The sequence below is a fragment of the Atlantibacter sp. RC6 genome (assembly GCF_014193285.1).
Classification (GTDB): domain Bacteria; phylum Pseudomonadota; class Gammaproteobacteria; order Enterobacterales; family Enterobacteriaceae; genus Atlantibacter.
In genome coordinates, this window is record NZ_JACHZE010000011.1 from 53,165 (window position 1) to 80,094 (window position 26,930).

Annotated in this window: 28 protein-coding genes; 9 read left to right on the forward strand and 19 right to left on the reverse strand. The window is 53.5% G+C overall.

Features of this window, described 5'->3' with window-relative positions; translation table 11 throughout:
- Positions 1-4: 4 nt before the first annotated feature.
- Genes spoT through gmk form a run of 3 tightly spaced genes read right to left on the reverse strand, consistent with a single transcriptional unit; the run spans position 5 to position 3,092 of the window.
- On the reverse strand, positions 5-2,119 hold the full coding sequence (spoT, locus tag FHW74_RS19580) for a bifunctional GTP diphosphokinase/guanosine-3',5'-bis pyrophosphate 3'-pyrophosphohydrolase (RefSeq protein WP_183172015.1): 2,115 nt from the start codon (positions 2,117-2,119) through the stop codon (positions 5-7).
- A 19-nt stretch (positions 2,120-2,138) separates the two neighbouring features.
- Positions 2,139-2,414 (reverse strand): DNA-directed RNA polymerase subunit omega, encoded by a 276-nt coding sequence (rpoZ, locus tag FHW74_RS19585; protein WP_002436668.1) that lies wholly within the window; start codon positions 2,412-2,414, stop codon positions 2,139-2,141.
- A gap of 54 nt (positions 2,415-2,468) precedes the next feature.
- Positions 2,469-3,092, reverse strand: a complete 624-nt coding sequence (gene gmk / locus FHW74_RS19590) for a guanylate kinase (protein WP_125295016.1) — start codon at positions 3,090-3,092, stop codon at positions 2,469-2,471.
- Positions 3,093-3,344: 252 nt separating this feature from the next.
- Here gmk and ligB point away from each other — a divergent pair, with 252 nt between their 5' ends.
- Both ligB and murF read left to right on the forward strand, forming a co-directional pair.
- The gene (gene ligB, locus FHW74_RS19595; protein ID WP_183172016.1) at positions 3,345-5,030 is read left to right on the forward strand and encodes an NAD-dependent DNA ligase LigB; all 1,686 of its coding nucleotides are present in this window, start codon (positions 3,345-3,347) and stop codon (positions 5,028-5,030) included.
- A 136-nt stretch (positions 5,031-5,166) separates the two neighbouring features.
- Entirely contained in the window at positions 5,167-6,603 is a 1,437-nt protein-coding gene (gene murF / locus FHW74_RS19600; RefSeq protein ID WP_183172017.1) for a UDP-N-acetylmuramoyl-tripeptide--D-alanyl-D-alanine ligase, read from the forward strand.
- A gap of 29 nt (positions 6,604-6,632) precedes the next feature.
- Here murF and FHW74_RS19605 read toward each other — a convergent pair whose 3' ends face one another.
- From FHW74_RS19605 to FHW74_RS19615, 3 genes are all read right to left on the reverse strand, one after another.
- Positions 6,633-7,250 (reverse strand): trimeric intracellular cation channel family protein, encoded by a 618-nt coding sequence (locus tag FHW74_RS19605; protein ID WP_183172018.1) that lies wholly within the window; start codon positions 7,248-7,250, stop codon positions 6,633-6,635.
- A gap of 94 nt (positions 7,251-7,344) precedes the next feature.
- On the reverse strand, positions 7,345-8,424 hold the full coding sequence (locus FHW74_RS19610) for a glycosyltransferase family 9 protein (protein ID WP_183172019.1): 1,080 nt from the start codon (positions 8,422-8,424) through the stop codon (positions 7,345-7,347).
- Between the two features lie 132 nt (positions 8,425-8,556).
- Positions 8,557-9,420, reverse strand: coding sequence for a YicC/YloC family endoribonuclease (locus FHW74_RS19615; protein WP_183172020.1), 864 nt, complete (start codon positions 9,418-9,420; stop codon positions 8,557-8,559).
- A gap of 123 nt (positions 9,421-9,543) precedes the next feature.
- Between FHW74_RS19615 and rph the strand changes: the two genes are divergently transcribed.
- Positions 9,544-10,260 carry a ribonuclease PH gene (rph, locus tag FHW74_RS19620; RefSeq protein WP_183172021.1) on the forward strand — a complete coding sequence of 239 codons (717 nt, stop codon included), beginning with the start codon at positions 9,544-9,546 and terminating at the stop codon, positions 10,258-10,260.
- 80 nt (positions 10,261-10,340) lie between these two features.
- The gene (gene pyrE / locus FHW74_RS19625) at positions 10,341-10,982 is read left to right on the forward strand and encodes an orotate phosphoribosyltransferase (RefSeq protein WP_002436694.1); all 642 of its coding nucleotides are present in this window, start codon (positions 10,341-10,343) and stop codon (positions 10,980-10,982) included.
- A gap of 31 nt (positions 10,983-11,013) precedes the next feature.
- Here the strand turns inward: pyrE and slmA are convergent, their stop codons facing one another.
- The 3 genes from slmA to coaBC form a co-directional block, all read right to left on the reverse strand.
- The gene (gene slmA / locus FHW74_RS19630; RefSeq protein ID WP_125295009.1) at positions 11,014-11,610 is read right to left on the reverse strand and encodes a nucleoid occlusion factor SlmA; all 597 of its coding nucleotides are present in this window, start codon (positions 11,608-11,610) and stop codon (positions 11,014-11,016) included.
- Positions 11,611-11,725: 115 nt separating this feature from the next.
- On the reverse strand, positions 11,726-12,184 hold the full coding sequence (dut, locus tag FHW74_RS19635) for a dUTP diphosphatase (RefSeq protein WP_183172022.1): 459 nt from the start codon (positions 12,182-12,184) through the stop codon (positions 11,726-11,728).
- Positions 12,162-13,376 carry a bifunctional phosphopantothenoylcysteine decarboxylase/phosphopantothenate--cysteine ligase CoaBC gene (gene coaBC / locus FHW74_RS19640; RefSeq protein WP_183172023.1) on the reverse strand — a complete coding sequence of 405 codons (1,215 nt, stop codon included), beginning with the start codon at positions 13,374-13,376 and terminating at the stop codon, positions 12,162-12,164. The genes dut and coaBC overlap by 23 nt, the downstream gene beginning before the upstream one ends.
- A 166-nt stretch (positions 13,377-13,542) precedes the next feature.
- On the opposite strand from coaBC, the gene radC reads away from it, so the two are divergent.
- The 4 genes from radC to mutM all read left to right on the forward strand — a co-directional run bounded on the left by radC (position 13,543) and on the right by mutM (position 15,739).
- Entirely contained in the window at positions 13,543-14,217 is a 675-nt protein-coding gene (radC, locus tag FHW74_RS19645) for a DNA repair protein RadC (protein ID WP_183172024.1), read from the forward strand.
- Positions 14,218-14,432: 215 nt separating this feature from the next.
- On the forward strand, positions 14,433-14,669 hold the full coding sequence (gene rpmB / locus FHW74_RS19650) for a 50S ribosomal protein L28 (protein WP_002436699.1): 237 nt from the start codon (positions 14,433-14,435) through the stop codon (positions 14,667-14,669).
- A 20-nt stretch (positions 14,670-14,689) separates the two neighbouring features.
- Complete coding sequence (gene rpmG, locus FHW74_RS19655; protein ID WP_002436700.1) at positions 14,690-14,857, forward strand: 50S ribosomal protein L33; 168 nt, start codon at positions 14,690-14,692, stop codon at positions 14,855-14,857.
- A gap of 72 nt (positions 14,858-14,929) precedes the next feature.
- Positions 14,930-15,739, forward strand: coding sequence for a bifunctional DNA-formamidopyrimidine glycosylase/DNA-(apurinic or apyrimidinic site) lyase (gene mutM / locus FHW74_RS19660; RefSeq protein ID WP_183172025.1), 810 nt, complete (start codon positions 14,930-14,932; stop codon positions 15,737-15,739).
- A 7-nt stretch (positions 15,740-15,746) separates the two neighbouring features.
- Here the strand turns inward: mutM and coaD are convergent, their stop codons facing one another.
- The 7 genes from coaD to rfaQ all read right to left on the reverse strand — a co-directional run bounded on the left by coaD (position 15,747) and on the right by rfaQ (position 22,779).
- Positions 15,747-16,235, reverse strand: a complete 489-nt coding sequence (gene coaD, locus FHW74_RS19665; RefSeq protein ID WP_183172026.1) for a pantetheine-phosphate adenylyltransferase — start codon at positions 16,233-16,235, stop codon at positions 15,747-15,749.
- A complete protein-coding gene (locus FHW74_RS19670; RefSeq protein ID WP_183172027.1) occupies positions 16,232-17,008 on the reverse strand; it encodes a glycosyltransferase family 2 protein in 777 nt (258 codons plus the stop codon). The genes coaD and FHW74_RS19670 overlap by 4 nt, the downstream gene beginning before the upstream one ends.
- Positions 17,008-18,282 (reverse strand): lipid IV(A) 3-deoxy-D-manno-octulosonic acid transferase, encoded by a 1,275-nt coding sequence (waaA, locus tag FHW74_RS19675; RefSeq protein ID WP_183172028.1) that lies wholly within the window; start codon positions 18,280-18,282, stop codon positions 17,008-17,010. Before waaA ends, FHW74_RS19670 begins: the two co-directional genes overlap by 1 nt.
- Positions 18,283-18,458: 176 nt before the next feature.
- Positions 18,459-19,445, reverse strand: a complete 987-nt coding sequence (locus FHW74_RS19680; protein WP_183172029.1) for a glycosyltransferase — start codon at positions 19,443-19,445, stop codon at positions 18,459-18,461.
- Positions 19,446-19,481: 36 nt separating this feature from the next.
- Entirely contained in the window at positions 19,482-20,576 is a 1,095-nt protein-coding gene (locus FHW74_RS19685) for a glycosyltransferase (RefSeq protein WP_183172030.1), read from the reverse strand.
- Between the two features lie 2 nt (positions 20,577-20,578).
- On the reverse strand, positions 20,579-21,706 hold the full coding sequence (locus tag FHW74_RS19690) for a glycosyltransferase family 4 protein (protein WP_183172031.1): 1,128 nt from the start codon (positions 21,704-21,706) through the stop codon (positions 20,579-20,581).
- The gene (gene rfaQ, locus FHW74_RS19695; RefSeq protein WP_183172032.1) at positions 21,703-22,779 is read right to left on the reverse strand and encodes a putative lipopolysaccharide heptosyltransferase III; all 1,077 of its coding nucleotides are present in this window, start codon (positions 22,777-22,779) and stop codon (positions 21,703-21,705) included. Before rfaQ ends, FHW74_RS19690 begins: the two co-directional genes overlap by 4 nt.
- Positions 22,780-22,890: 111 nt before the next feature.
- Here rfaQ and FHW74_RS19700 point away from each other — a divergent pair, with 111 nt between their 5' ends.
- Positions 22,891-23,853 (forward strand): polysaccharide deacetylase family protein, encoded by a 963-nt coding sequence (locus FHW74_RS19700; protein ID WP_183172033.1) that lies wholly within the window; start codon positions 22,891-22,893, stop codon positions 23,851-23,853.
- A 34-nt stretch (positions 23,854-23,887) separates the two neighbouring features.
- Here FHW74_RS19700 and FHW74_RS19705 read toward each other — a convergent pair whose 3' ends face one another.
- From FHW74_RS19705 to rfaC, 3 genes are read right to left on the reverse strand one after another with little or no spacing between them, the layout of a single operon-like run.
- Complete coding sequence (locus tag FHW74_RS19705) at positions 23,888-25,072, reverse strand: O-antigen ligase (RefSeq protein ID WP_183172034.1); 1,185 nt, start codon at positions 25,070-25,072, stop codon at positions 23,888-23,890.
- A complete protein-coding gene (locus FHW74_RS19710) occupies positions 25,053-25,961 on the reverse strand; it encodes a sugar glycosyltransferase (protein WP_183172035.1) in 909 nt (302 codons plus the stop codon). Before FHW74_RS19710 ends, FHW74_RS19705 begins: the two co-directional genes overlap by 20 nt.
- Positions 25,961-26,929: a lipopolysaccharide heptosyltransferase RfaC gene (rfaC, locus tag FHW74_RS19715; RefSeq protein WP_183172036.1), complete on the reverse strand. Its 969-nt coding sequence runs from the start codon at positions 26,927-26,929 to the stop codon at positions 25,961-25,963. Before rfaC ends, FHW74_RS19710 begins: the two co-directional genes overlap by 1 nt.
- Position 26,930 lies beyond the last annotated feature (1 nt).

A 26,930-nucleotide genomic window follows, 5' to 3' on the forward strand; every position in this document is an offset into this window, starting at 1 on the left:
AAGGTTAGTTTCGGTTACGGGTGACTTTAATCACATCAGGCATGACGCGAATTTTACGCATGATATTCGCCAGCTGGATGCGGTCGCGCGCCGTCAGACGGATAAACGCGCTATAGACGCGCCCGTCTTTCTCTTCGGTGTTCAGGCTCTGAATATTTGAACCAGCAGTGTTGATGGCCGCAGTCAGATTCGCCAGCGCGCCCTGATGATTGAACATATCCACCTTGATTTCGGTGATAAATTCCTGCTCGGTCTCTTTATCCCATTCCACCGCCATAAACTTCTCGGGCTCTTTTTGATAGCCACGGATATTACGGCAGGATTCGTGATGGATAACCAGGCCTTTGCCGGGGCTGACGTGCGCGACAATCGGGTCACCTGGAATAGGGCGGCAACACTTGGCGAAGGTAATCAGAACGCCGTCCGCGCCTTTGATTGGCAGCGTACTGTGACCGGATGCCGCAGGATGCGGCGCGGAAGACGCTTCGCCCTGGAACAGGTTTTTAGCCACAACCACGCTCATGGCGTTGCCAAGACCGATTTCCGCCAGCAGATCATCCAGCGTCGCCAGCTTCATGCGATCGAGTTCACGTTGAATGTTTTCCGGTGGGATTTCCGCCAGTTTCTTACTGCCGCCTAACGCGTGGTTTAGCAGACGGCGGCCCAGGCTGACGGAATCGTCACGCTTGAGGTTTTTCAACATCTGGCGGATTTTCGCGCGCGCTTTAGAGCTCACGACAAAGTTCAGCCAGGCGGCGTTTGGACGGGCACCCGGCGCGGTAATGATTTCTACGGTCTGGCCGCTGGAAAGCGACTGCGATAGCGGATAAGGCTGACGGTCGACGCGCGCGCCGACGCAAGCATGGCCGATATCGGTATGCACCGCATAGGCGAAATCCACTGGCGTCGCGCCAGCCGGCAGTTCGACAATGCGCCCTTCCGGGGTAAAAACGTAAATCTCATCCGGGAACAGATCGGATTTTACGCTCTCGATAAATTCAAACGAGCTGCCCGCGCTCTGCTGAAGTTCCAGCAGGCTTTGCATCCAGCGCTGGGCGCGGATTTGCGCGGTGGTGCTGCTTTCGCCGTGCTCTTTATAAGCCCAGTGCGCCGCCACCCCCATTTCCGCCATCTGATCCATATCTTCGGTGCGGATTTGCACTTCAACCGGCACGCCGTGCGGGCCAATCATTGACGTATGAAGGGATTGATAGCCGTTCGCCTTGGGGATAGCGATGTAATCTTTCACACGGCCCGGGCGCGGTTTATACAAACTGTGCATCTGGCCCAGTACGCGATAGCAAGTATCCATATCATGGACAATCACGCGGAAAGCGTAGATATCCATGATGGAGTGAAAACGCTGCTCTTTCAGCACCATTTTGCAGTAAATGGAGTAGAGATGCTTTTCGCGACCGCTCACGCGGCAGGGAATTCCCGCTTCCTGCAACCGGCCGTCTATCTCCGCGAGAATTTTCTGGATCATTTCCTTACGGTTGCCGCGCGCGGCTTTCACCACTTCTTTAATCACGCGATAACGGTTCGGATAGAGCGCCTCAAAACCCAACTCTTCCAGCTCGGTTTTCAGGTGATGAATACCCAGGCGGTGGGCCAGCGGGCTATAAATTTCCAGCGTTTCCCGGGCGATGCGGCGCCGTTTATCCGGGCGTAAGGAGCCCAGCGTGCGCATATTGTGGGTACGGTCAGCGAGTTTGATGAGAATGACGCGGATATCCTGCACCATCGCCATAATCATCTTGCGAAAGTTTTCAGCCTGCGCCTCTTTCTTATCGCGAAACTTCAGTTTATCAAGCTTGGATACCCCTTCGACCAGTTCAGCAACGCTTTTACCAAACAGTTGCTCCATGTCCTGGTAAGTCGCAGGGGTATCTTCAATCACATCATGCAGAAGCGCGGCCATTAGCGTTTCGTAGTCGAGTTTCATCTCGGCCAGAATGCAGGCGACAGCGACGGGATGGGTGATATAGGGTTCACCGCTTGAGCGTGTTTGACCCTCGTGGGCATCACGCGCAACAAGGTATGCCTGCTGCAGACGTTTAATCTGGTCTGGCGGCAGGTAGTGTTGAATCAGTTGATTCAGGCTTTCAAACAGATACAAGGGCGACCCGACAGGTTAATTAACGACGGCCTTCAGCGATAGCGGTCACAGCCTGCAGTTCGGCGGCTTCCTGCTCCTGCTGCTCCTGACGATCGCGAACATCAAGGATCTGATTGGTGATCAGGCCTTCTTCGATTTCGCGCAGCGCAATCACAGTCGTCTTATCGTTTTCTTCCGGTACCAGCGGATCTTTACCGCCAACCTGCATCTGACGAGCGCGACGCGCAGCGACAAGTACCAGGTCAAAACGGTTACCAATTTTCTCTACAGCGTCCTGAACAGTTACGCGTGCCATATATAAAAAGCTCCACAGATGAAGAAATGACTGGGCATGATACTGAAACTATCTTCAGTCTGCCAATAGTTTGGTGATTAAAGCGTCATGTCGCTGCTTCTGGCGGCTCATACGCAGACGTTCGGCGCGCAGAATAGTTTTTAAATCCGCCAGCGCCGTATCGAAATCATCATTGATGATTAAATAATCATACTCTGCGTAATGACTCATCTCAGCAACGGCCTGAGCCATACGTTTTGCGATAACCTCTTCGCTATCCTGGCCACGGCCACGCAAGCGTCTGTCCAGCTCATCCTTCGACGGCGGCAGAATAAAAATGCTGCGCGCCTGGGGCATCTTCTGGCGAATTTGCTGCGCGCCTTGCCAGTCGATATCCAGAAACACGTTGACGCCCGTTGATAACACCTGCTCGATAGTTTCGCGAGAAGTACCGTAGTAATTTCCGAAAACTTCGGCATGCTCCAGAAAGGCTTCCCGGGCAATCATTGCTCTGAATTCTTCATGGTTTACAAAAAAGTAATGTTCGCCATGCACTTCACCCGGACGTGGATTACGGGTGGTATGTGAAACAGAAACTTGCGTGTCGTACAACGGTTGCGTTTTCAATAAAGCCTGAATAAGGCTGGATTTTCCCGCGCCGCTGGGAGCGGAAACAATATAAAGCGTGCCTTGAGCCATGAGTGTCTTAACGATTCGGTATGCAAAAGGAAGAGTGTATACCGGCTTATTATACACGCCGAGACGCAACGACGTAGCCCCCGTCACACTTTTCCCTCGGTTTCGTTGCTTTTTGCGCGAAATCTCGCGCTTTCCTGCATCGATTCTTCATCGACCTGAAATACTCTGGACGCGTTCTCGCATAGCGTCATTTTGCCGCATGACGCGGCTCCCTCGCTGATTTATATCATTGGCATCACTCAGGGAGGCGCTATGAAGGGATGGACGTTAATAATACTGATGCTGTTTTCGGCGATGGGCTATTGCGACTGCCCGGAATGGACGCAGGGGCGTGCAATTCAGGAAATGAGCGCGCTGAAACAGCAAATAAAAGAATGGGATAACGCATACTGGCAGCAGGGCGAGAGCCAGGTTACCGACGAAACCTATGACGATTTGCGTACGCAATTGCTGCAATGGGAGGCGTGTTTTCCGCACGTTATCGGCCATGAAAAAGCGATAACGGCAAAAGGTGGAAACATCGCGCATCCTGTGGCGCATACCGGGGTGCGCAAAGCGGCAGATAAACACAGTCTTGCTGCCTGGATGCAGGGCCGCGAGGCGCTGTGGGTTCAACCGAAAGTCGATGGCGTGGCGGTGACGCTGGTCTATCGTAATGGCGAACTGGTCCAGGCCATCAGCCGGGGCGATGGGTTAAAAGGGCAATCGTGGCTTGAAAAAGTCAACGCGATTCCCTCCATCCCAAAAGTCACCACCGGTCTGCTGGCAAATAGCGTTTTACACGGTGAGATTTTTCTTCGCCAGCCTGACCATATTCAGCAACGTTCAGGGGGCCTTAACGCCCGAGCCAAAGTCGCCGGAGCAATGCTACGGCATGGCGCGTCACCTCTGCTGAGCGAGCTGGGCATTTTTATCTGGGGGTGGCCTGGGGGACCGAAAGCAATGCCTGAGCGGCTACAACGCCTGGCGGAGGGCGGGTTCCCGTTAGCCCAGCAATGGTCATGGCCCGTGGCGGATATTAGCGAGGTCGAGAACTGGCGCAAACGCTGGTTTACCCGTCCACTGCCGTTTGTGACCGATGGCGTTGTTGTCCGGCAGAGTCGGGAGCCGGAAGCGCAAAACTGGCAACCGGGGCAGGGAGACTGGCTTATCGCCTGGAAATACGATCCTGAAGCCCAGGCGACTCAGGTTCGTGATATTGATTTTACCGTCGGGCGTAGCGGCAAAATTTCCGTGGTGGCGCTACTTGAGTCAGTAACAGTGGACGATAAACAGATAAAACGGGTCAATATTGGCTCCGTTCGCCGCTGGCATGACTGGGATATCGCACCCGGCGATCGTGTCCTTGTCAGCCTGGCTGGACGGGGGATCCCACAAATTAAAAACGTGATTTGGCGAGGAGTTGAACGGCACAAACCACAGCCGCCCGAACAGCGCCATTTCCACGCGTTAAGCTGCCTTTATTACACGTTGGATTGCCATGAACAGTTTTTATCGCGGCTGGTCTGGATAAGCTCGTCTGGGGTACTGGCGATATCAGGGCTGAACCACGCTGGCTGGCAACAACTGGTCGACACTTTTCACTTTGAGCACGTGTACTCGTGGCTTGAGTTGACCGATCAGCAATTGCAAGGCGTGCCAGGTTTTTCAGCAAAGCGTGCCCTGGAGATGTGGCATCGCTTTAATCTGGTGCGCCAACAGCCTTTCCGGCTGTGGTTAATATCGCTCGGTCTGCCATTGCCTGCCGCTGCGTTGAGGCATTTACCCGATCGTCACTGGGATGAGGTTGCAAACCGGGATGAGTTGAGCTGGCAGCAGTTACCCGGCGTAGGCGCTGAAAGAGCGCGTAAGCTGGTGGCGTTTATACGTCATCCGCAGATAGCCGCGCTTGTCGATGCGCTGGCGCGCCAGCGGATCACAGGGTTTAGCCGGCAATGATCGCGGTATGCCTCATATAACAAGGTTAATGCTTGTAGGTGTAGAATAAACCCGGTAAATACATCTCAACCTGGCCGTTACCTCAATAATTTCAGCGGCTTCACTTAACGGTCAAATCATGCGCGAAGAAGATAAAATGCCAGACGATGTTGCTCTTTCCACTCATTCTCGTGAGCACGGCTTCTGGACGGCTGACCGGGTTGCGCTGGCGGCATCAGGAACATGGCTGCGCCCCCCGGCTGAAAACTGGGCTGCCACCGGGGTATCAATTTACGCACCCGCTATGCAGCCAGGGAATATTGCTGTGGTGCGTACCGAGCTTGATAAATGTGGGATGCCTGAAGATGCCGTGAGGCAAATGCATTCTTTGCCAGCCTGCATTATGACAACCGCGCCGGAATTACTGGATAACGTCAATCTTCCCGTGATCCAGGTTGCAGACGCCACTGAGGCGGTGCTGGGTATGGGGCGCTACGCGCGCGATCGAATGAATGGCCAGATCATCGGCGTGACGGGTAGCGCCGGGAAAACGACCTGTGTCGCGATGCTGACCGAAGCGCTAACGCCATGGGGGCCGGTGCGTCAGAGCGCCCATAATGCCAACCTGCCGCGCGGTGTTGCCTGGAACCTGGCGTCTATGCCCTGGGATACGCCCTATATCGTGCTGGAGATGGCGATTGGACGCATGGCGGTCAGTTCCCGGATGGCGCGTCCGCATGTGGCGATTTTTACCAACATCCAGCCTGCGCATTTAGGTGAAACGGATACGCTGCGTGATATCGCGGTAACCAAGAGCGCCATTTTTCTGGGCATGGCAGAGGGAAGTATTGCAATACTTAATCGCGATATGCAGGAGTGGGATACGGTTTATCAGGCCGCTCTAAAGCGCAAACTGACGGTTGTCACCTATGGTGAACATGCGGATTGCGACGTCCAACTGCTGGAGTATGAATCGAAGCTTCAGCGCGTTAAGGTTCGCGCCAAAGATTCGGTACTGGAATATACGCTCGGCGCGGGCGGTAAACATATTGCGCTCAATAGCCTCGCGGTACTGGCCACGCTGGACGCGCTGAATCTTCCTTGCGGGCCGGCGCTGGTAAAACTTAGCCAATTCAGGGCGCTGGCGGGCAGGGGCGAAGAGAAGTCGCTGCGTGTGAAAGGGCGTCAGATCACCGTTATTGACGATGCCTATAACGCCAACCCTGGCTCGATGAAAGCCGCCTTAGAACGAGTAAGCGAAATAGAATCCGCCGGACGACGCATTGCCGTATTGGGGGAAATGGCGGAGCTGGGTGGACATTCTGAGCGCTATCATACCGAGCTGGCTGCCATTCTGAATCAGTCGCATATCGATCGTGTTTTTATGGTAGGGGAAGCTTATCAACAATGCTGGAACGCTCTGTTGCCTGAAAAAAAGGGCGCGTTAGTTATTAATCACACTGAGTTAAGGCCATTACTGATTCGTCAAATCGAGGAAGGGGATGTTGTGCTGTTTAAGGGATCGCACAGTACACGCATCCATGATTTAGTGCGTTGGATTAAAGCGATTGCGGATAGCGAGCCGCTGTTGTAACGGCTCTGGCTACTTCTTTCGCAGAGAACCTAGTGCGCGGAGTGTTTGTAATGGAACACCGGTAATCCAAGTTTGAATCGCAGGGCCAGCAACCGAGCCGTAAAGCCAAACAGCAGGGTGCTGATGATAATGACGTCCTGGTTAGAGATGTAATGCTGTAGCCCGATATAGAGTACCGCAGCGGCGAATGAGACGCCCGCGTAAAGCTCTTTTTGAAACACCAGCGGGATGCGCTTGCAGAACATGTCACGCAGCACACCGCCAAACACGCCGGTTACCACGGCGGCGATTGAGGCAATGATGGGGCCTTCGCCCATATCCAGCGCGATTTGTGCGCCAATAATCGAGAAAACGATTAAACCGAGGGCGTCGAGAACTAAAAACAGGCGGCGTAAATGCGGCATAACCGGTGCGACGATAGTGGTCAGTACCGCGGCGACAGCGACGATCACAACATATTCCGGGTTTTTTACCCAACCTAAAGGGTAGTGGCCCAGCAAAATATCTCTTACCGATCCTCCGCCAAGCGCGGTGGCCGTTGCGATGATGATAACGCCAAACGTATCCATACGACGACGGCCCGCTGCCAGCGCACCGGTCATGGCTTCAGCGGTGATACCAATTAAATACAGAATATGAAGCAGCATGAGCACCCCCGAAAATGAGGGTGAAAGAGTAACGTTTTGTGCGCGATGTCACGATTGAGATTTTCTAAATCAAGCGGTTTCGGATTAGTTAAACTTATGGTTGATGGCGCTGCTGCTTGAGTTCTGTAAGCTTTTTATCTACCGCATCGCATAAGATATCTAAGGGCATATCACCAATTGCAGGCGTCTCAGTCACCAGTTGAACGGCACCCGGATAATTAGGCGCCCAAATCTTATAGCCCACCAGCCCGGTGTCTTTCAGGCGCCGGGTATTATAAACCGCCACCAGCGGCGTGTTAAATGTACAGGCCATATGCACGATAGAGGTGTCCGGGCTAATGACCAGATCGGCATGTCTGACTATTTCAACGGCGGTATTGATTGTGCTGTCAGGCACGAACTCAGCATCTGCAATACCCAGACTTTGCAGTTTATCACTGCGGCCAATAAGCAAAACGCGTACCGCATCGTACCGCTGTTTCAAAAAGGAAATGATCCCCTGCACTTGTTCCCGGGAGAAATCTTTATCTTCCGAGCCGGTAAAAGGGTTAATTGCAATAAGCCAGCCATCGGCAGGGCGAGTTAAATAATGACTAAGCGCGGCCAGCGCGTTGGGATCGCTGCCCAGGTAATACTGAAAAGGCGCATCGGGCAGATTAAATAAAGACAGGACGTTACGGTGCCGTTCCGTGATGTGCTTTTCGCTGTTCAGTAATTCAATCTGCTGGGTATATTGCGCACAGCCGGGTTTGTTAAACCCAATCACATGGCGAGGTGCCAGCCGATAAAGCAAATTAAGCCTTTCGTGACTAAACACGTCATCAAAATCAATGACAACATCAAAACGTTGCTGCCGCAGCGGTTGTAAAGACATGCGTCTTTCATAGCGATAAGTCTGTTTTACCGCATCACAATGCTCGAGCAACTTTGCGCATATTTTCCCGGTCAGCACGGAGACCTCATAGCCGTGGTCGGCAAGCCGCTTAGCTGTTCCGGTCGTCACGATCATATCGCCGATTTTATCATCCAGACGTAACAGTAAAACGCGTTTAACCTTTTCTGGTTGCCACGGCTGCGGACGGAACGTGGCGTTTAGCCAGGCATTAAGCAGTTTTAATTTCAGAGTGCGCAATGCGTCATTTTTTGCGCGGTTGAATTGTCTTAATGCCTGCATAGAGTGGATAAACCAGGGGAGAGAGAAAGAGTGGCGTTCAAGATAACAAAGACGCTCTGGCGCAGCAAGAAAGTGACGCGGGCAAGGTAGGATGAAGAAAAGCCTGCGTATCCGCAGGCTTCAGGTGAGCGATTACTCAATATTCTGAATCTGTTCGCGCATTTGCTCGATCAGGACTTTCAATTCAATAGCGGAGTTCGTGACATCGGCATTAATCGATTTCGATGCCAGCGTGTTCGACTCGCGGTTAAATTCCTGCATCATGAAATCGAGGCGGCGGCCCACAGCCTCTTTTTTCTTGAGGATGTTGTAGGTCTCTTTAACATGCGCTTCAAGGCGGTCGAGCTCTTCCGCCACATCAACACGTTGCGCCAGCAGAACCAGTTCTTGCTCAAGGCGGTTGTTTTCCAACTGTACCTGGGCATCTTCAAGTTTGGCGACCAGCTTGTCGCGCTGCCACTGCATGATTTCCGGCATATGCGCGCGCACGTTTTTCACTTCGGCGCTTACGCCTTCAAGCCGCTGTTCAATCAGGGCTTTCAGCGCCTGGCCCTCGGTTTCGCGGGCGACGATAAAGTCATCCAGCGTGGCGTCGAGTGTGGCGAGAATTTCTGCAGCAATCGCATCCAGATCCTGCTCCTGAGCCGCCATCACGCCAGGCCAGCGTAGGATATCAACCGGGTTGATTTCGCCTTCATCGCTTTGCATTTTCACCCAGTTCGCCGCAGCGACCAGCTGTTTTGCCAGTTTTTCGTTAAGGATCAACTCGCCCTGGGCGCTGGAGTCGGGTTCATAACGCAGATTACATTCGATTTTTCCGCGGGTCAGGCGGTTACGAATACGTTCACGAACGACGGGCTCAAGGCTACGAAATTGCTCCGGCAGACGAATATAGGTTTCCAGGTAGCGCTGATTCACGGAGCGCAATTCCCAGGCGGCGCTGCCCCATTCACCCTTGGTTTCACGCCGGGCGTAGGCGGTCATACTGCGGATCATAGATGTTCCCGTTTAATGAGAATGATGAGGGGATTATAGCCACCCAGGGCCTGGCAGGATAGGAATAAGCGCCCGAAGTCCGTATAATGCGCAGCCACATTCGTTCTAAGCCGGAGAAAACCCATGCGTCCAGCTGGTCGTAGCGCCAATCAGGTGCGTCCTGTCACTCTGACACGTCATTATACTAAACACGCTGAAGGTTCCGTGCTGGTCGAGTTTGGCGACACCAAAGTTCTGTGCACCGCTTCCATTGATGAAGGCGTGCCGCGCTTTTTGAAAGGCCAGGGGCAGGGATGGATCACAGCGGAATACGGCATGTTGCCCCGCGCTACCCATACCCGTAACGCGCGCGAAGCGGCGAAAGGCAAGCAGGGCGGAAGAACACTGGAAATCCAGCGACTGATTGCCCGTTCTCTGCGCGCCGCCGTCGATCTTAAGGCGCTGGGCGAATTCACCATTACGCTGGATTGCGATGTGATCCAGGCGGATGGCGGTACGCGCACCGCGTCGATTACCGGTGCCTGCGTGGCGCTGGCAGATGCGCTGAATGCGCTGGTGGCGAACGGCAAACTAAAGACCAATCCGCTGAAAGGCATGGTTGCCGCGGTATCCGTTGGGATTGTTGCCGGTGAAGCGGTTTGCGATCTGGAATATGTGGAAGATTCTGCGGCGGAAACCGATATGAACGTGGTGATGACCGAAGATGGCCGCATCATTGAAGTCCAGGGCACCGCAGAAGGCGAACCCTTTACTCACGAACAGCTGCTTGAGCTGCTGGCGTTAGCCCGTGGGGGAATCGAATCGATTGTCGCGTCGCAGAAGGCGGCGTTAGAAAATTAATCGTAAGGCGACCAGTGAGTCGCCTTTTTTTTGCCATTTATTCGTACAACTCATTTGAAAGCTTTAGAAGGAGCAAATCCATGAAACCGTATCAACGCCAGTTTATTGAATTTGCGCTCAACAAACAGGTATTGAAGTTTGGCGAGTTTACGCTGAAGTCCGGGCGCAAAAGCCCCTATTTCTTCAATGCCGGGCTGTTCAATACCGGTCGTGACCTGGCGTTGTTAGGGCGCTTTTATGCCGAAGCGCTGGTGGATTCCGGCATTGATTTTGATTTGCTGTTTGGGCCTGCGTATAAAGGCATTCCGATTGCCACCACCACGGCGGTAGCGCTTGCTGAACACCATGACCGGGATGTGCCGTATTGCTTTAACCGTAAAGAAGCCAAAGATCACGGCGAAGGCGGCACCCTGGTAGGGAGCCCACTGGAAGGCCGAATCATGCTGGTGGATGATGTGATTACCGCCGGTACAGCGATCCGCGAATCCATGGAAATTATTCAGGCGCACGGTGCTACGCTTGCGGGCGTGCTGATTTCTCTCGACCGCCAGGAGCGCGGGCGCGCGGACATTTCAGCGATTCAGGAAGTGGAGCGCGACTACGGTTGTCAGGTCATTTCCATCATCACGCTGAAAGACCTGATTGCCTACCTGGAAGAGCGTCCGGAAATGGCCGATCATCTGGCGGCAGTTCAGGCATATCGCGAAGAGTATGGGATTTAAAACGTTAAAAAGGCCGGGATCCCGGCCTTTTTTATTGAAGCTGTGAAGCCAGCAACGGCCAGCGCGCATCGAAATCCGCAGTGGGACTGTAGCGAAATTCACTCCGCACAAAACGCGACAGCATGCCTTCGCAAAACGCCAGTAGCTGGCCAGCCAGCAGCGTCTCGTCAGTTTCATAACCTTCGCCTTCACGCATTTTTCGCTCGCGTAACACCTGACGCAGCTGCGCTTCAATACGCTCGAACAGTTGGTTAATACGCCCCTGAAGACGATCCTGTTCAAACATGAGCGCATGGCCGGTCAGAATACGGGTCAGCCCTGGATTCTTTTCGCCGAACCCCAGAATCAATAGCATGATAAGGCGCAGGCGCGATGTCGTGTCTTTCTCATCTTTAAGGATCAGGTTAATGCGGGTAATCAGGCTATCTTCGATAAACTCGATAAGACTATCGAACATACGCGTTTTGCTGGGAAAATGGCGATACAGCGCCGCTTCCGAAACGCCAACCGAGGCGGCCAGTTTTGCCGTGGTAATGCGCTGACTGCCATCGCTTGATTCAAGCATTTGTGCCAGAGATTGAAGTATTTCTTCGCGACGATTCCGTTTCGCGGTTTGTTTTTCTGCCATGATCTCAAATACCCCTGAAATAACGCAATTGTCAGGCGGCATCCACATTATTACCGCAAGCTATTGCTTGCGGTTTTGTTTGTTATTAATGGGACGCGTAACGATAGGGGGCGAACTAACTCCGCCCGGAATGGCCGAAGCCGCCTTCACCACGAAGGGTGGCGTCAAAATCTTCCACCAAATTAAATTCTGCCTGAACGACAGGGACGAAGACCATCTGTGCGACACGTTCGCCCGGCTCGATGGTAAAGCTATCCTGCCCGCGGTTCCAGACAGAGATCATCAACTGGCCCTGATAATCGGAATCAATTAATCCCACCAGGTTGCCTAATACCACGCCATGCTTATGCCCGAGGCCGGAACGCGGGAGGATAACCGCCGCCAGTGACGGGTCGGCGATATGGATAGCCAGCCCGGTCGGCAGCAGCGTGGTGGCACCCGGTGCCAGTTCCACGGCGGCATCAAGACAGGCGCGCAGATCCAGGCCCGCAGAGCCGGAAGTGGCATAAGTGGGCAGAGGAAATTCTGTGCCTACGCGCGGGTCCAGGATCTTAACGTCGATTTTTTTCATCATAACGGGTCACTATCTCGTCCAGTAAACGGTGGCCAAGGAGCGCTTTTCGCTCAAGCGGTAAAGCGAGTTCTCCATCCTGCCAGTAAAGGTGCAAAGCATTACTGTCGCTATTAAACCCCTGACCGGCTTGCGAAACATCATTGGCGCAAATCAAATCGAGGTTTTTACGGACACGTTTTTGCCGCGCATATTCTTCCACATTATTCGTTTCGGCGGCAAACCCGACGACATAGGGGCGTTGGTTTTTCAGCGCAGCGACGCCAGCAACAATATCCGGGTTTTTCACCATCCGGATGACCAGCTCGTCGCCCTGTTTTTTGATTTTTTCATCGGCAACGGCGGCAGCGCGGTAATCCGCCACGGCAGCGCAGCCAATAAAAATCTGCTGTTGTTGGGCGCGCGCCTGCACGGCGGCCTCCATTTCCAGCGCGGTAGTGACGTCGATACGCTCAACGCCCGCAGGCGTCGGCAGGGAGACCGGGCCGCTCACCAGCGTGACGTGCGCGCCGCGCGCCGCGGCGGCGGCAGCAATGGCGAAGCCCATCTTGCCGGAACTGTGATTCGTGATGTAGCGCACCGGGTCGAGCGGTTCTCGGGTCGGACCGGCGGTTATCATGATGTTCAAATGTTGCAGATCGTTGACAGGGGAAAAATGGGCAACCGCCATATCCACTAATACCAGCGGATCGAGCATGCGTCCGGGGCCAACGTCGCCGCACGCCTGGCTGCCGCTGTCCGGCCCCCAAATCATCATCCCGCGCCCGGCGAGTACATTGAGATTATGCTGGGTAGCGAGATTGCGATACATCTGCTGGTTCATCGCCGGGACCACTGCCACAGGCGCAGGCGTTGCGAGGCAAATGGTGGTGACCAAATCATTCGCCATGCCCGCCGCGACGCGAGCGATTAAATCCGCTGTCGCCGGGACGAGCATCACTAAATCTGCCCATTTACCCAGTTCAATATGGCCCATAGCCGCTTCTGCCGCCGGGTCCAGCAAACTATCTGAAACAGGGTAACCCGATACGGCTTGTAAACTCATGGGGGTGATAAAGGCTTTGGCCGCCTCCGTCATTGCCACCCGGACATCCGCGCCGCGCTCGCGCAGACGCCGCACCAGGTCTGGTGTTTTATAAGCGGCAATGCCGCCGCTTACCCCGAGAACGATTTTTTTACCGGCAATACCCGTCATAACCTGTTCCTGTAGCCGTATCGGAAAGTGGCTATTTTATCACATTCCCCAGAATGGCGGACGGTGAGTAAAAATGAGTTTGCGAGATGTCGCGCAACCTCATCATCGTTGCGTCGAGAGCGCGTGAAAACTGTGACATGATCTCCTGGTACGGCAAGGAGGGATGATGAGCAGAAGAAAGACGCAACCCTGGGATGGCCCACGTGAAAAGCTACAGCGCTCCGGCGCGAAGACTCTGACAGATATCGAATTGCTGGCGATTTTCTTGCGCACCGGCAAACGGGGTATGACAGTGATGGAACTGGCTGAAAAATTGTACAGCCACTTTGGTTCGCTGCGACGATTATTATCAGCGCCACTGGAAAGCTTTCGAACGATTGGCGGTGTCGGCGAGGCGACCTACACGCAGTTGCGCGCGATTGCTGAGCTGGGGCGACGCTATGCCGAATCATGCATAGAAGAAGAGAAACCGTTGCTGAGCCCGGCTATGACGCGCGAGTTTCTGCAAAGCCAGTTGACGGATGAAGAGCGCGAAATATTTATGGTGATCTTTATGGATAACCAACATCGCGTGATCAAACATAGCCGGATGTTTTCCGGCACGCTGAATCATGTTGAGGTGCATCCCCGTGAAATTGTGCGGGAAGCCATGAAGATGAACGCCGCCGCGGTGATCCTTGCCCATAATCACCCGTCAGGCCATTCCGAGCCCAGCCAGGCGGATAAATTGATAACCGAACGTATTATAAAATGCTGCGATTTCATGGATATTCGCGTGCTCGATCATCTGGTCATTGGCCGCGGGGAGTACGTTTCGTTTGCGGAACGGGGCTGGATTTAGGTAAGTTTCAGCGATCCAAAGGGATCTTTGTCTGTTCGGGACTTGAGCACCCGGCTTACACAGCGTATACTACGCCACCTTTGAGAATCTCGGGTTTGGCATTTGGGCCTGGCTATACGAGTTCACTTAGAACCGTCTGACCTGGCTGTGAAAGCCTGACGAGGCGCCAATACCCCATACGAAGCTCGAGCTAATTTGATTTTTGGAGAATAGACATGTCCCGAGTCTGCCAAGTTACTGGCAAGCGTCCGGTGACCGGTAACAACCGTTCCCACGCACTGAACGCGACTAAACGCCGTTTCCTGCCGAACCTGCACTCTCACCGTTTCTGGGTTGAGAGCGAGAAGCGTTTTGTCACCCTGCGCGTATCTGCTAAAGGTATGCGTGTAATCGATAAAAAAGGCATCGATACAGTTCTGTCTGAACTGCGTGCCCGTGGCGAAAAGTACTAAGTACTTAGAGGAAATAAATCATGGCTAAAGGTATTCGTGAGAAAATCAAGCTGGTTTCTTCTGCTGGTACTGGTCACTTCTATACCACCACGAAGAACAAACGTACTAAGCCGGAAAAACTGGAACTGAAAAAGTTCGATCCAGTTGTCCGTCAGCACGTTGTATACAAAGAAGCTAAAATTAAATAATTTTAGTGATTTGTATGAAAACCCGGCTTATGCCGGGTTTTTTGCTTTCTGTTACCGTGAAAAGGAGCAACGATGCCTGAATTACCTGAGGTGGAAACCAGCCGTCGCGGTATTGAACCGCATCTGGTCGGCGAAACCATCCTTCATGCGGTTGTGCGTAATGGCCGCCTGCGCTGGCCGGTTTCTGATGAAATCCATGCGCTCAGCGATAAGCCAGTTATCAGCGTCCAGCGGCGCGCCAAATATCTGCTGATCGAATTACCTGACGGCTGGATCATCGTGCATCTTGGCATGTCCGGCAGTCTGCGCGTACTGCCGCACGACATGCCCGCTGAAAAGCATGACCATGTTGATCTGGTGATGAGCAACGGTAAAGTGCTGCGTTATACCGACCCGCGTCGCTTTGGCGCATGGCTCTGGACGCCCTCGCTGGAAGGCCACAACGTGCTGGCGCATCTTGGCCCGGAGCCGCTGAGCGACGAATTCAACGGTGAGTACCTGCATCAAAAGTGCGCCCGGAAAAAAGTCGCCATCAAGCCCTGGCTGATGGATAACAAGCTGGTGGTGGGCGTCGGTAATATTTACGCCAGCGAATCACTGTTTGCCGCCGGGATCCATCCCGATAAGCTGGCGCAGGCGCTCTCTAAAGAAGAGTGCGAGTTGCTGGCTACCGCGATCAAAGCGGTGCTGCTGCGTTCGATTGAGCAGGGCGGCACCACGCTGCGTGACTTTTTACAAAGCGACGGGAAGCCGGGATATTTTGCCCAGGAGTTACAGGTCTATGGAAGGGAAGGCGAGCCGTGCCGGGTGTGTGGAACGCCGATTCAGGCAGGTAAGCACGGGCAACGCCGCACGTACTGGTGCCGACGCTGCCAGAAGTAATGCGCGATCAGTGCCCGGCCGCCAGTTTACTGAGCAGAGCCTGGCACACTTTCTCCGGTAAAAAATGCGTGACATCGCCATGATGGCGCGCCACTTCTTTTACCAGCGTGGAGGAGATGAACGACCACTCTTTCGAGGGCATCAAAAACACGCTTTCCAGCTCGGGCATCAAATGACGGTTCATATGCGCGAGCTGCATTTCATATTCAAAATCCGCCACGGCGCGTAACCCGCGAACCAGCACGTTGGCCTGCTGCGCCCGGGCGAAATTTGCCATCAAATCACTGAATCCTACCACTTCGATGTTGGTCAGGTGCGCGGTCGCCTCTTTCGCCAGCGCCACCCGCTCATCAAGGGTAAACATCGGTTTCTTACTTGGGCTGGCGGCGATAGCGATAATCAGCTTGTCGAACATGCCAGCAGCACGGGTGATGATATCGATATGGCCGTTAGTGATCGGGTCAAAGGTGCCGGGATAAATCGCTTTTGTGCTCATATAGCGGTCTTTTGTGTGTAGCCGTGATTCAGCGCCCACAGCTCGGTGTATTTGTTGAAGGTGTACTGGGCATTGACCACCGCCAGTAACCAACCCTGTTTGCCGTCCAGCACGCCGCCGCGAATAATCAGCGTTTTAATAAATGCGCCCAGCGTATGGCCCATAATCCCGGCGATAGAGCAGCGCTTGCCTTTCTGATGGCGCTCCCGGGCCCAGGCATTGGCGTAGTTAAGCTGCTTTTGCTGGAAGCTGGCGAAATCGCGGCAGGTCAGGTGCAGTAAATCGCCGGGTAACGCGATAACGCTGGCGCCTGGCGCATCCAGCGACTCATGCACCAGATTGTCATTATAGCGGTAGCGTTCGCGCGGATAGAGGCGGGTGACGCGGTCAGGATACCAACCGCTGTGACGCATAAAGCGGCCCAGGAAATAATTGCGGCGCGCAATGCTGTATACCGCGTCTTGCCGCGGGTTTTCCAGGACCGCCAGAATGGCCTGTTTGAGTTCCGGCGTGACGCGCTCATCGGTATCGATCATCAAAATATAATCGCCGGTCGCCAGTGCCTGAGCGCGCTGGCGCTGGATGCCGTAGCCCGGCCAGTCGGCGGAGGTGACAACGGTAGCGCCAGCTTCACGGGCGATATCCAGCGTGTTATCGGTGCTACCCGAATCAAGCAGGATGATTTCATCGGCAAACGCCACCGACGCCAGGCATTCCGGCAAAACGTCGCTGGCGTTTTTTGCGATCATCACGACCGACAGGCGCGCAGGCATTAATGGCTCCGCTGTGGCAGATAAGGCTGCAAAAGTTGCAGCAGACGGGTCAGCGCCCCCTGGTTCTGATGCAGCACTTCTACGGCGTGGCGGCCATACCACAACCGATAGTCTTCATCGGTCAGCAGAGTTGAGATCTCTTTTACCAACGCCGGCGCGTCGTTAACAATAATCAAGCCGCCCGCTTCCAGCAGACGTCCGCAGATGTCTTTGAAGTTGAAGATATGCGGGCCCATCAACACCGGGATCGCGTGAGCAGCGGGTTCCAGCGGGTTGTGGCCGCCGCGCTCCACCAGGCTGCCGCCGACGAAAGCGAGGTCGGCAATGCCGTACAGCAGCATCAGCTCGCCCATGGTATCGCCAATCACCACCTGGGTGCTGCTCGACGGGATTTCGCCGGTGCTGCGCAGGGTAAAGCTGAACCCGGCTTTATGGACCAGATCGCGGGCGTCTTTAAAGCGCTCCGGATGACGCGGTACCAGGATCAACAATAAGTCCGGGAAGGTGTTAAGCAGCGCTTTGTGCGCCTCAAGGATAATCGCCTCTTCACCATCGTGGGTGCTGGTCGCGATCCACACTTTACGGCGTGGCGCCCACTGGCGGCGCAGCGTGACGGCGCGAGCCGCCAGCTCTGGCGTCACGGAAATATCGAATTTCAGGCTGCCGGTAATGGCGAGCTGGTTGCGTTTCAGGCCCAGCTCCAGGAAGCGATTGCCGTCTTCTTCATTCTGCGCGGCAATCAGCGTGATTTTATTCAGCAACCGGCGCATAAAACCGCGCAGCTTTTTATAGCCGTTCGCGGAACGCTCAGACAGGCGCGCGTTGGCGATAACCAGCGGGATTTGGCGCTGATGCAGCGCGGCAATCATATTTGGCCACAGCTCGGTTTCCATCACGATCACCAGCTTGGGGCGAACGTTATCCAGGAAGCGATTCATGGCGCAGGGTAAATCGTAGGGGAGATAGACGTGATGCACGTCTTTGCCGAAGGCGGACTGCACGCGCTCCGAACCGGTTGGCGTCATAGTCGTCACGGTGATTGGCAGCGTCGGGTAACGATGGCGCAGGGCGCGCACCAGCGGGATAGCCGCCAGCGTCTCACCCACGGAAACCGAGTGCAGTAATATACCGTCAGGCGCCACCTTATTCCGGCAATAACCATAGCGTTCACCCCAGCGTTTACGGTACGCCGGAGCCTTACGGCTGCGAAGCAGCAACCGTACCCAGATGAAGGGCTGAATAAGATAGAGTAAAGCGGTATACAACGATTCCAAGCGAATATCCGTTATTTTCTTAATCGGCGGGCAAATTCTAAGCATTTAAGCCAGTTAAAGCTATTGTTTTGGCACCTTTCAGGCCCGCGCCATCAACTTGCCCGTGACTCAGGTTACCCATTTAGCTTAAGGGGCTCTGACTGTTTAGCCCCAGGATAAAGGTATGAGGATGCGTCTTATGCCTTTAGTGCTTTTTTCAGACGGAAATAGCGACGGCCCAGACGCCAGCGCAGGCGCAGATCGTGGGCGTTTTTCCAGATCAACCCCCAGATGCCGCGATCGAAAAACTCTTTGATAAGGCCTTTCTTTTTGGCGTCATCCTTCATGCAATCGATAGTATGGATTATCCCCAGCCCTTCTTTAGCGATCTGCCAGCGGCAGGCGGCGATATGCCGGGTTTTATCGCGATAACGCTCGTTAATCGCATCCAGCATTTCAAGGATCTTCATATAGTGATGCGCGGAGCGGATCAGCGTGTCGTCGGTGTCGGGTTTATGCGAAACCGAGGCGGAATGAATGTAGTAATCGTAGAACTGCTTATCGGTGTACTGCACACGCTGCGCCGCCAGCAGCACTTCCGTGGTCCAGGGAATATCCTGATGACGCAGCCCCGGCTCAAAACGGAAACCATGCTGGTTGATAAATTCCCGGCGGTAAATGTTGAGCCAGGTGACGTGCAGGAATTTACGCGAGTCCAGCGCCTGTTTCAGCCAGACGTGGCCGGGCAGCACATCGGTCGATGCCAGACGATTCAACGGGAAAATAGGATGGCTTTCGCGGTTTTTCTCATACACGTAACGACCGTTGCAGGTGGCGACGTCAAGCGCGCCCTTTTCCGCCATCTCCAGCAGCGTGCGGTACATTTCCGGGTAAAGTTTGTCATCGATATCCGGGAACGTCAGGTACTTACCGGTGGCCAGATCGAGGCCGCTATTACGCGCCACCGACACACCCTGGTTCGCCTGTTGGATGATTTTCACGTTCTGTAACCGGGATTGCCACGCTTCCATTATGCTCTGGCTGGCGTCGGTTGAGCCATCATTAACCAAAATCAGCTCATAGCTTTCAAGCGCCTGGTGTTCAATACACTCAAAGAACTGTGAGAGGAATTGTTCACCGTTGTACACGGCGACCACAATACTGAGTAAAGGTGTTTGACTCATAAACGATCCAGTAAAATCCAAATAGCGTATTTCCCGTCAGGATGAGGACAGCTGACGATACTGATGGCAGATAGTCTCAACGCTGAATTTCTTCAGCCGCTGCGCGTCGATTGGCGGCGGGTTATCATAAATGCTTTGCAAGGTACGAGCCAGCGCATCACTGTTCAGGTCTGCGAGACCGCGTTCAAATTCATCGGTGAGGATTTCCGTTACCCCGCCGGGGCAGCGGGTGCTAACCACAGGCGTACCCAGTAGCAGCGCTTCCACCAGCACGTTGCCAAACCCTTCGCTGTCCGAGCTGACCACTAACAGCCGGGCATGTTTCATCCACGTCCAGGGATTAGGCTGGAATCCTTTGAAGATCACCCGTTCGCCAACACCGAGCCGCGCCGCCAGTTCACGCAGTTTCGCTTCCTGTTCCGGTTTCCCCTGGCCGAGCAGCAGCAGCGGCGCAGTGATGCCACTTTTCGCGTAGGCCTCAATTAACCGGTCATGACGTTTTGCCGGGTGAAACCGGCCCACGTGGATCAGATAATCCTGCCCGGCCATCTCGCAGGGCGCGTCTGCGCTGGCGCGGATAGCGGCGATATCAAACGGGTTATAGATGGTTTTTAGCTGCGCGGGCGTGACGCCGCATTGCTCAACCAGGTCGCGCCCAACCGCATCAGATACGGTTACCACATTACGATGCTGATAAACCCGTTTGATCTTTTGCTGTTTCTGCCAGCGGCTGAACCCGGTGCGATGCCCCAGATACGAAGCGGAAAAGACGCCATGCAGGCAGAACCACAGATTGCGATGTTTAAGGATGGCGCTACGGGAGACGATGCGATCGGTTTTATGGAGATGAGAGACCACCAGGTCGAACGGGCCCTCTTTTTCCGCCTCTTTGATGGCGTTATCCAGTTGTCGGGCGCGGCGTGTTAATTCGGTGATTTTACGCCAGGGCTTACGGCACCGATCGGCAATCACCCGGTAGTCGAGATTATCCGGCAAAGGATATTCGCAGACGTCGCGCAGTGAAAACAACGACACGTGCTCGCCCTCGCGCAGGAACTGCTCCGCAAGCGTGATGACGACTTTCTCCGCGCCGCCGCCGGGTAAACCATCGATAACAAACAAAATCCGCATGGTTATTTTAATAACTCCTGATAGAAGCCGATGAGCTGCGCGGAAAGATGTTGCGCGGTACAGCCCATAATACGCGCCCGGGCGCTGGCGCCTTGCTGTGAGTCCAGCGCCCGGGCAGGCAGCGCCATCACCGCCTGCTGTAGCGCGTCAATATCCAGCGCGTCGCACACATAGCCGTTACGCCCGTTTTCAATAAATTCAGCGCCGCCGCAACCGGTGCTGGTGATCACCGGTAATCCGCAGGCCATCGCTTCCAGAATAACATTCGGAAACGGATCGTAGAGCGTAGGTAGCAACAGGCCGTCCGCCATCTGGTAAAACGGCAGCGTTTCTTGCTGTACGCCGAAGAAATGGACGCGGTTGTCGCAACGCAGCGTTTTCGCCAGCGACTGGTAACGCTGTTGATCTTTATCTTTCCCCACCACAAGCAGATGGCGATCGGTAGGGGCGATAGCGCGAATCGCCGCGTCCAGCCCTTTACGCTCAAACCCGGAACCCACATAAATCAGGCAGGTGGCCTGAACGGGCAGTTGCCACTGCTCGCGCAGCGCGATAAAGGTTGCCGCGTCCGGCGGCGTAAAGAGGGTGTTATCAATGGCGTTATAGATGACCCGGATTTTGCTTTCCGGTACGCCAAAGTCTTCGATGATTTCCCGTTTAATCATCTCGGCATTGCAGATAACGCCGCGTAGCGCGGAGTCGGTATACATTTCCCGCTCTGCGTTCATCACATAACGATGGTAGCGATCGCTGAACATCAGACGGCTTTTCCAGCCGGGCAGGATGCGGGCGCGCTGTTCAAGCCAGCGGCGATGTACGCCATCGCCAGCACGATACAGGTCGCAACCCGGTATCCGCTCATGGCTTTGCACAATATCGAACTGTTTCGTTTCCCACAGCGCCCGCGCCGCGTTAGCGAAGCCGCGCTCCCGGCTAATTCGTCCCCATTTGCGCGGATTACAGATATGGATATGCCAGCCAGGGTTCACCGGCCCCTGCCATTCACGGGTGATAACGTTGAGATCGATATCCTGGTCATCCAGCGCTTCCAGCGCCCGCGATACAAAGCGTTCTGCGCCGCCGTCCGGGCGGTATTTTTGTCTGACTAACGCCAGGCGGAATTTTTTCATGCCAGTAATCTCCGGGCGGCGTCAATAACGGCCTGGGTAGGGATCATATCGAGATAACGTTCTGAGGTGCCGGTATCAATGGCGTCAGGATCGGGAAGAGAACCATAATCGCCTGCCCAAATCACTTCCCCCTGCGCCTGCCAGGGCCGCCAGAAAGTGAGTTTTGACGGGCCAAACAGCGCCACCAACGGGGTGTTTAACGCCGCCGCCATATGCATGGGAACGGAATCCACGCCAATAAACAGTTGCGCATGGTCAATTAACGCCGCCAACTGGCGCAAGGTTAACTTTCCGGCCAGCGAATACACGCGGGCGTCAGGGCAACCCGCCAGAATGGTCTCAACCATTTTTAACTCTTTGGCGTCAGGCCCGGAGGTCAGCACAATCGCGTGGCCTTGTGCCGACAGCGAGTTAATCAGCTCGCTCATCTTCGCCTCGCTCCAGCATTTAAAGAACCAGCGCGATGTCGGTTGGATCACTACGAAGCGCTCGCGAATCTCTTCAGGAAGCAGCGCTGCGCACTGTTGCCAGTCAGCGTCGGTATAACCCATTTTTGCCGGAGCATCGTAAACATCCAGGCCTAATGGTTGAAGGATAGACAAGTTTTGCTCAACGGTATGCTGGCGATTGTGCTGCGCGGTGGACGCCAGCAGGGTGTGGCTTTTACGCCATATCAGGCTGTCGCGTTTGGCAAACGCGAACCCCACCCGGGTTTTCGCGCCGGTTAACGCGCTGATAATGGCGCTACGCCACTGATCGGCCAGGTTCAGCACCAGGTCATAGCGACGCTGACGCAGCGCCTGTAGCAGCGCCCACTCCTGTTTTATCTGGTAAGCCGTGCCCTGTTTTTTCCATTTCCGGTCGATACCGTAGATCTGATGAATGTCGCCGTTCGCCGATAACATTTCCCGCGTTTCTTCATACAACAGTACATCCACCTCGACGGTGGGGTAGCGTTGTTTAAGAACATGGATAAGGGGCGTAATCAATAACATATCGCCATGATGGCGGAGTTTGATAACTAAAATGCGTGCGGGAACAGAGTGCTTACCGGAAAGGTCGCTTGCGGTCATGATCTATTCTTCATCAGATAACAAGTTATTGATTCTAGGTTATCACACTGATTGAGAGAAGCCCTGGATTGCACTACCATGACGCGATAACCGGTATTTAAGGAATTATCTATGCACAATCCTGCATTTCTCATAACGATTGACACAGAGGGCGATAATCTCTGGCAAAATCACGACAGCATCACCACTGAGAATGCGCGCTATTTGCCTCGTTTTCAGGCGTTATGCGAGAAATATGGATTCAAGCCGGTTTATTTAACCAATTATGAAATGGCGATCGATCCGTTTTATATCGAATTTGCCAGGGACGTGATCGCCAGAGGAACCGGCGAAGTGGGGATGCATCTTCACGCCTGGAATAGCCCGCCGCTGGAACCGTTAACCGACGACGACTGGCGCTATAAGCCCTATTTGATTGAATACGCCACCGGGATGATGCGTCAGAAAGTGGAATATATGACGCGTCTTCTTGAGGATACGTTTCAGACCAAGATGGTTAGCCACCGTGCGGGCCGCTGGGCATTTGATGAGCGCTACGCCCGGCTGCTGGTGGAGTATGGCTACCTTGTTGATTGTTCAGTCACGCCAAAAGTTAACTGGAAAACCGCCAAAGGAAACCCGGCAGGGACCGGGGGAACGGATTATCGCGATTTCCCGACACACGCCTATTTTCTGGATGAAAATGATATTCGCAAACCCGGCAACTTGCCGTTACTCGAAGTGCCCATGAGTATCCAGCATAAGCATTCCGCGCTGATGAACAGTATCAAGCAGGGCTACGATCGTTTGCGGGGAAAAGTCCGTTCACCTTCCGTCCACTGGTTGCGTCCGATGGGCGGTAATGTAGAAACAATGAAAAGCGTGGTTGAGCAAACGCTCGCGCAGGGCAGTGATTACGTAGAGTACATGCTGCACTCGTCAGAATATATGCCCGGCGGGAGTCCTACGTTTAAGACCCAAAGCGATATCGAAAGGTTATATGACGATCTCGAGGCGTTTTTCGAATGGCTGCATCCAAAAGCCAGGGGATTAACCCTGGCAGAATATTATCAACATGCGTTGAAGAAACGGTAGTCTGATAAAAAAGCCGTCTTCGCGACGGCTGCTTTTATTTGACTGGAAGGCTTTCGCGTTTAAAGTTGGTGTTACTTATTACCACGGCAAGGGGTAGCCAGAAAAGTATCCATGACTCCCGCGGATTATTAATAATAAACATCCCCTGCGACATCATGAAGATAATTGAAAACAGGAATATTGAGGCTTCCAGTCGGCGATTATTTATAAATTTAAACCAGACGCACAGTAAACCATAGTTGATAATCACCAGGAACAGCGCCAGGCCGATAATGCCGCCTTTCAGGAATGCGCCAATATAGATGCTGTGCGTGGTAGTAATATGTTCACCGCTATAATTTATAAAGTCGAGATTATAATTAAAGCCTTTACCGAACCAGATGTTTGATTTTATCAGTTCCAGCGTATGAGCCCAGATGCTCAGACGCAAACCACTTTGCTGACGTAGCGCCTCAAATCGTGACAGAAACTGTTCACCGACCTGGGTGTACGATAAAATCAAAGCCAGTGCAATAATCGCTGCGGCGGTAATAATTAAATGTTTACGCACCATTGTCCGGACGTGGAAAAAAATAACCAGTGACACAATTAATGCAATGAATGGACCACGGCTTTGCGTTAAAAGCAGCAGAGTGAATAACGGGATCACAGGCAACAGATACAGCAGCTGAGTTTTCTCTTTATATAATATAAAGCTTAATAAACAGCCGATCGCGCAATATCCCGCCAGGTCAATGACGTTGGTGGGGCCGGGGTTGGTTTCGGAAACCTGACGCAGATGCAGCACCAGATTAAAATCGGTGAATAAGGTATATACGGACAGCACGGTAAGCCCTGAAACAATCGCCGTCATCGCTCTGTGGCGGTAACGTTCATCTTCCAGCATGCTAACCAGCATAATGGTATAGATCGTAATGTATAAACCGTGAGTAAACGCCGATCTCAGGGTTTCATCGTTACCGCCCCAGAGGTTTGAGATACCAAAATAGATGGCGAAGACGCCTATAGTAAAGACGCCGATTCTGATGTTTTTCCTGTGTAGCGTTTTTTTACGTATGTCAGAAGAAATGGCCAGGGCAATTAGAAACAATACGCCTGAAATATGAAAAAGGTTGTTCACTCTGGTTGAAATGCAAAATATCGCACTAAAGAACAGAAATAGTGTGAAGAAAAATAAATAACATTTCTCTAAAGTAATTTTATTCTTTAAAAAGTACATGCAGCTTAACCTTTTTAAAAATCAATTCTGGAACCGCGCTTTCTTGAGAAAGGTTAAAAACATATACACCATGCTGTTCAAGGACTCGTGAAGCCAGGGAGAACGCAGGAAATACTATATTTTCCACTTTGTTTTCAAGATAAGAGGGAAGTTGAGTGTGCTCGCTTTCATAAAAGCGTGGTTGATGGAAATTATTCATATCCAAACCGCTAATAAGAATACGATTGAAACCTAAAAAATACAGCACCTGTAACGCCCAATAAACCACGGTGCCGGCATCGAAAATGCCGTTGCGGATATCGGTGGTGAAGCAGATATTGCTGTTTTTTTCATCAAAGGAAACAGTGTCATTATCCTTAAACGTCTGCCATTTTGCGTCATCGGTAATTTTGCCCTGATAAATCCGGCAGCAGGCGTCTTCAATTAAGGCAATTTGGCATAAAATTTCATTTTGCGGATGACGATCGTAAATTTTTGCCACCCCATGCAAGGTGGTAAAAAACACAATATCTGGGTTGCTGATAACGGCGGTAATGGTTTCCGGTTTGCTATCGAAAAATTCCATATCGACGACGATATACAAGCTGTAACGCACCTGTCCTTGCAGGACATACGCGCCGTTAACGCCCATAACCGGCATCGTTTCCGGCACCACGCTAAAATCCATCTTTTTAGTAGAAGGTCCGGTAGCCGTCAGCAACACATCGCCCTGATAGCGATTTTTCAGGTCGCTAAGCCCCGCCAAAGGAACGGCGATGCCCTTATATTTTAGGGAACGAATCTCTCCGGTCTGCGCGCGAGTGATTTTCGCCCATGGCCAAAGATTTTCATTATGGCGAAAAGCGCGCGGACGCGTGTAGCGGTAAATTTGCTTAAATAATGAACCCATCAGACATCCATCTGCCTCTTCATGAGCCTGAATACCTCATCGGCCTGGTTAGCCGCCATGCTACCGTCGCGAGAAATGACGCTGTGCTGGTTTTTACCGTATCCGCCAATGAGCCCCGGATCGGTTGGCCCGTATAAGGTAATATTAGGCCGGTCCAGCGCAGCGGTAAGGTGGCTTAAGCCAGTATCTACCGAGACAACGCCTTTTGCGCCAGCCAGGAGATAAGCCACTTGCTCAAGGCTCATTCGCGGCAACACGTCGACGTAATCAAACCCTTCAGCCAGTCGCCGGGCGCGCGCTTCTTCATGCGGGGCGCCCCAGGGCAATTTAATCGTTATTCCACTGCCCGACATCAGCGTAATCAATTGGCGCCACTGCGCTTCCGGCCAGTGTTTATCATCCCGCGTCGTGGCGTGTAAAAACACCAGATAGGGCGTCTGCGGCGGTTGCGCCGTGCCGAGAAAATGCTGTGCGATGGCGTAGTCGCCCGTCTGCGCAGGGCGGGAATAACCCAGGCTTTTCGCAAACAGTTCGCGGGTGCGCTCAACCGCATGCTGCTGTTTGGCAATGGCATGGCGACGTTGATAAAACAGCGACGCCAGCGGCTCGCGCGCGCTGTGCCAGTCCATACCGTGCTTAACGCCCTGCGCCAGCCGGGTAATCAGCGCCGCGCTTTTAATCAGCCCTTGCGCATCAACAACGGCATCATAGCGCACCGAAGTTAACAATTTCCGAAACGTCGCTCTTTCTGCACGCACAGGCGATGAAAACCAGGCTTTGCGCCAGCGGCGGATCGCCACGGGAATGACGCGATCGACGGCAGGGTGCCAGCCCGGGATCTGGACGAATCCTTCTTCAACCACCCAGTCGAAGCGGATCCCCGGGATCGCCTGCATGGCGTCGGTCAGGGCCGGCAGGGTATGTAGCACATCCCCCATGGAAGAGGTTTTGACTATCAATACCCGCATG

What these genes read in the sequence shown, in the direction of transcription:
- dut (WP_183172022.1), bottom strand. Translation starts at nt 12,184, where the DNA reads ATGATGAAAAAAATCGACGTTAAGATCCTGGACCCGCGCGTAGGCACA.
- FHW74_RS19615 (WP_183172020.1), bottom strand. Translation starts at nt 9,420, where the DNA reads ATGATCCGCAGTATGACCGCCTACGCCCGGCGTGAAACCAAGGGTGAA.
- FHW74_RS19610 (WP_183172019.1), bottom strand. Translation starts at nt 8,424, where the DNA reads ATGCAGGCATTAAGACAATTCAACCGCGCAAAAAATGACGCATTGCGC.
- rpoZ (WP_002436668.1), bottom strand. Translation starts at nt 2,414, where the DNA reads ATGGCACGCGTAACTGTTCAGGACGCTGTAGAGAAAATTGGTAACCGT.
- coaBC (WP_183172023.1), bottom strand. Translation starts at nt 13,376, where the DNA reads ATGACGGGTATTGCCGGTAAAAAAATCGTTCTCGGGGTAAGCGGCGGC.
- mutM (WP_183172025.1), top strand. Translation starts at nt 14,930, where the DNA reads ATGCCTGAATTACCTGAGGTGGAAACCAGCCGTCGCGGTATTGAACCG.
- FHW74_RS19605 (WP_183172018.1), bottom strand. Translation starts at nt 7,250, where the DNA reads ATGCTGCTTCATATTCTGTATTTAATTGGTATCACCGCTGAAGCCATG.
- rfaC (WP_183172036.1), bottom strand. Translation starts at nt 26,929, where the DNA reads ATGCGGGTATTGATAGTCAAAACCTCTTCCATGGGGGATGTGCTACAT.
- FHW74_RS19700 (WP_183172033.1), top strand. Translation starts at nt 22,891, where the DNA reads ATGCACAATCCTGCATTTCTCATAACGATTGACACAGAGGGCGATAAT.
- gmk (WP_125295016.1), bottom strand. Translation starts at nt 3,092, where the DNA reads ATGGCTCAAGGCACGCTTTATATTGTTTCCGCTCCCAGCGGCGCGGGA.
- pyrE (WP_002436694.1), top strand. Translation starts at nt 10,341, where the DNA reads ATGAAACCGTATCAACGCCAGTTTATTGAATTTGCGCTCAACAAACAG.
- FHW74_RS19705 (WP_183172034.1), bottom strand. Translation starts at nt 25,072, where the DNA reads ATGTACTTTTTAAAGAATAAAATTACTTTAGAGAAATGTTATTTATTT.
- rpmB (WP_002436699.1), top strand. Translation starts at nt 14,433, where the DNA reads ATGTCCCGAGTCTGCCAAGTTACTGGCAAGCGTCCGGTGACCGGTAAC.
- FHW74_RS19690 (WP_183172031.1), bottom strand. Translation starts at nt 21,706, where the DNA reads ATGAAAAAATTCCGCCTGGCGTTAGTCAGACAAAAATACCGCCCGGAC.
- murF (WP_183172017.1), top strand. Translation starts at nt 5,167, where the DNA reads ATGCCAGACGATGTTGCTCTTTCCACTCATTCTCGTGAGCACGGCTTC.
- FHW74_RS19680 (WP_183172029.1), bottom strand. Translation starts at nt 19,445, where the DNA reads ATGAGTCAAACACCTTTACTCAGTATTGTGGTCGCCGTGTACAACGGT.
- FHW74_RS19685 (WP_183172030.1), bottom strand. Translation starts at nt 20,576, where the DNA reads ATGCGGATTTTGTTTGTTATCGATGGTTTACCCGGCGGCGGCGCGGAG.
- FHW74_RS19710 (WP_183172035.1), bottom strand. Translation starts at nt 25,961, where the DNA reads ATGGGTTCATTATTTAAGCAAATTTACCGCTACACGCGTCCGCGCGCT.
- rfaQ (WP_183172032.1), bottom strand. Translation starts at nt 22,779, where the DNA reads ATGACCGCAAGCGACCTTTCCGGTAAGCACTCTGTTCCCGCACGCATT.
- FHW74_RS19670 (WP_183172027.1), bottom strand. Translation starts at nt 17,008, where the DNA reads ATGCCTGCGCGCCTGTCGGTCGTGATGATCGCAAAAAACGCCAGCGAC.
- ligB (WP_183172016.1), top strand. Translation starts at nt 3,345, where the DNA reads ATGAAGGGATGGACGTTAATAATACTGATGCTGTTTTCGGCGATGGGC.
- coaD (WP_183172026.1), bottom strand. Translation starts at nt 16,235, where the DNA reads ATGAGCACAAAAGCGATTTATCCCGGCACCTTTGACCCGATCACTAAC.
- radC (WP_183172024.1), top strand. Translation starts at nt 13,543, where the DNA reads ATGAGCAGAAGAAAGACGCAACCCTGGGATGGCCCACGTGAAAAGCTA.
- slmA (WP_125295009.1), bottom strand. Translation starts at nt 11,610, where the DNA reads ATGGCAGAAAAACAAACCGCGAAACGGAATCGTCGCGAAGAAATACTT.
- rpmG (WP_002436700.1), top strand. Translation starts at nt 14,690, where the DNA reads ATGGCTAAAGGTATTCGTGAGAAAATCAAGCTGGTTTCTTCTGCTGGT.
- rph (WP_183172021.1), top strand. Translation starts at nt 9,544, where the DNA reads ATGCGTCCAGCTGGTCGTAGCGCCAATCAGGTGCGTCCTGTCACTCTG.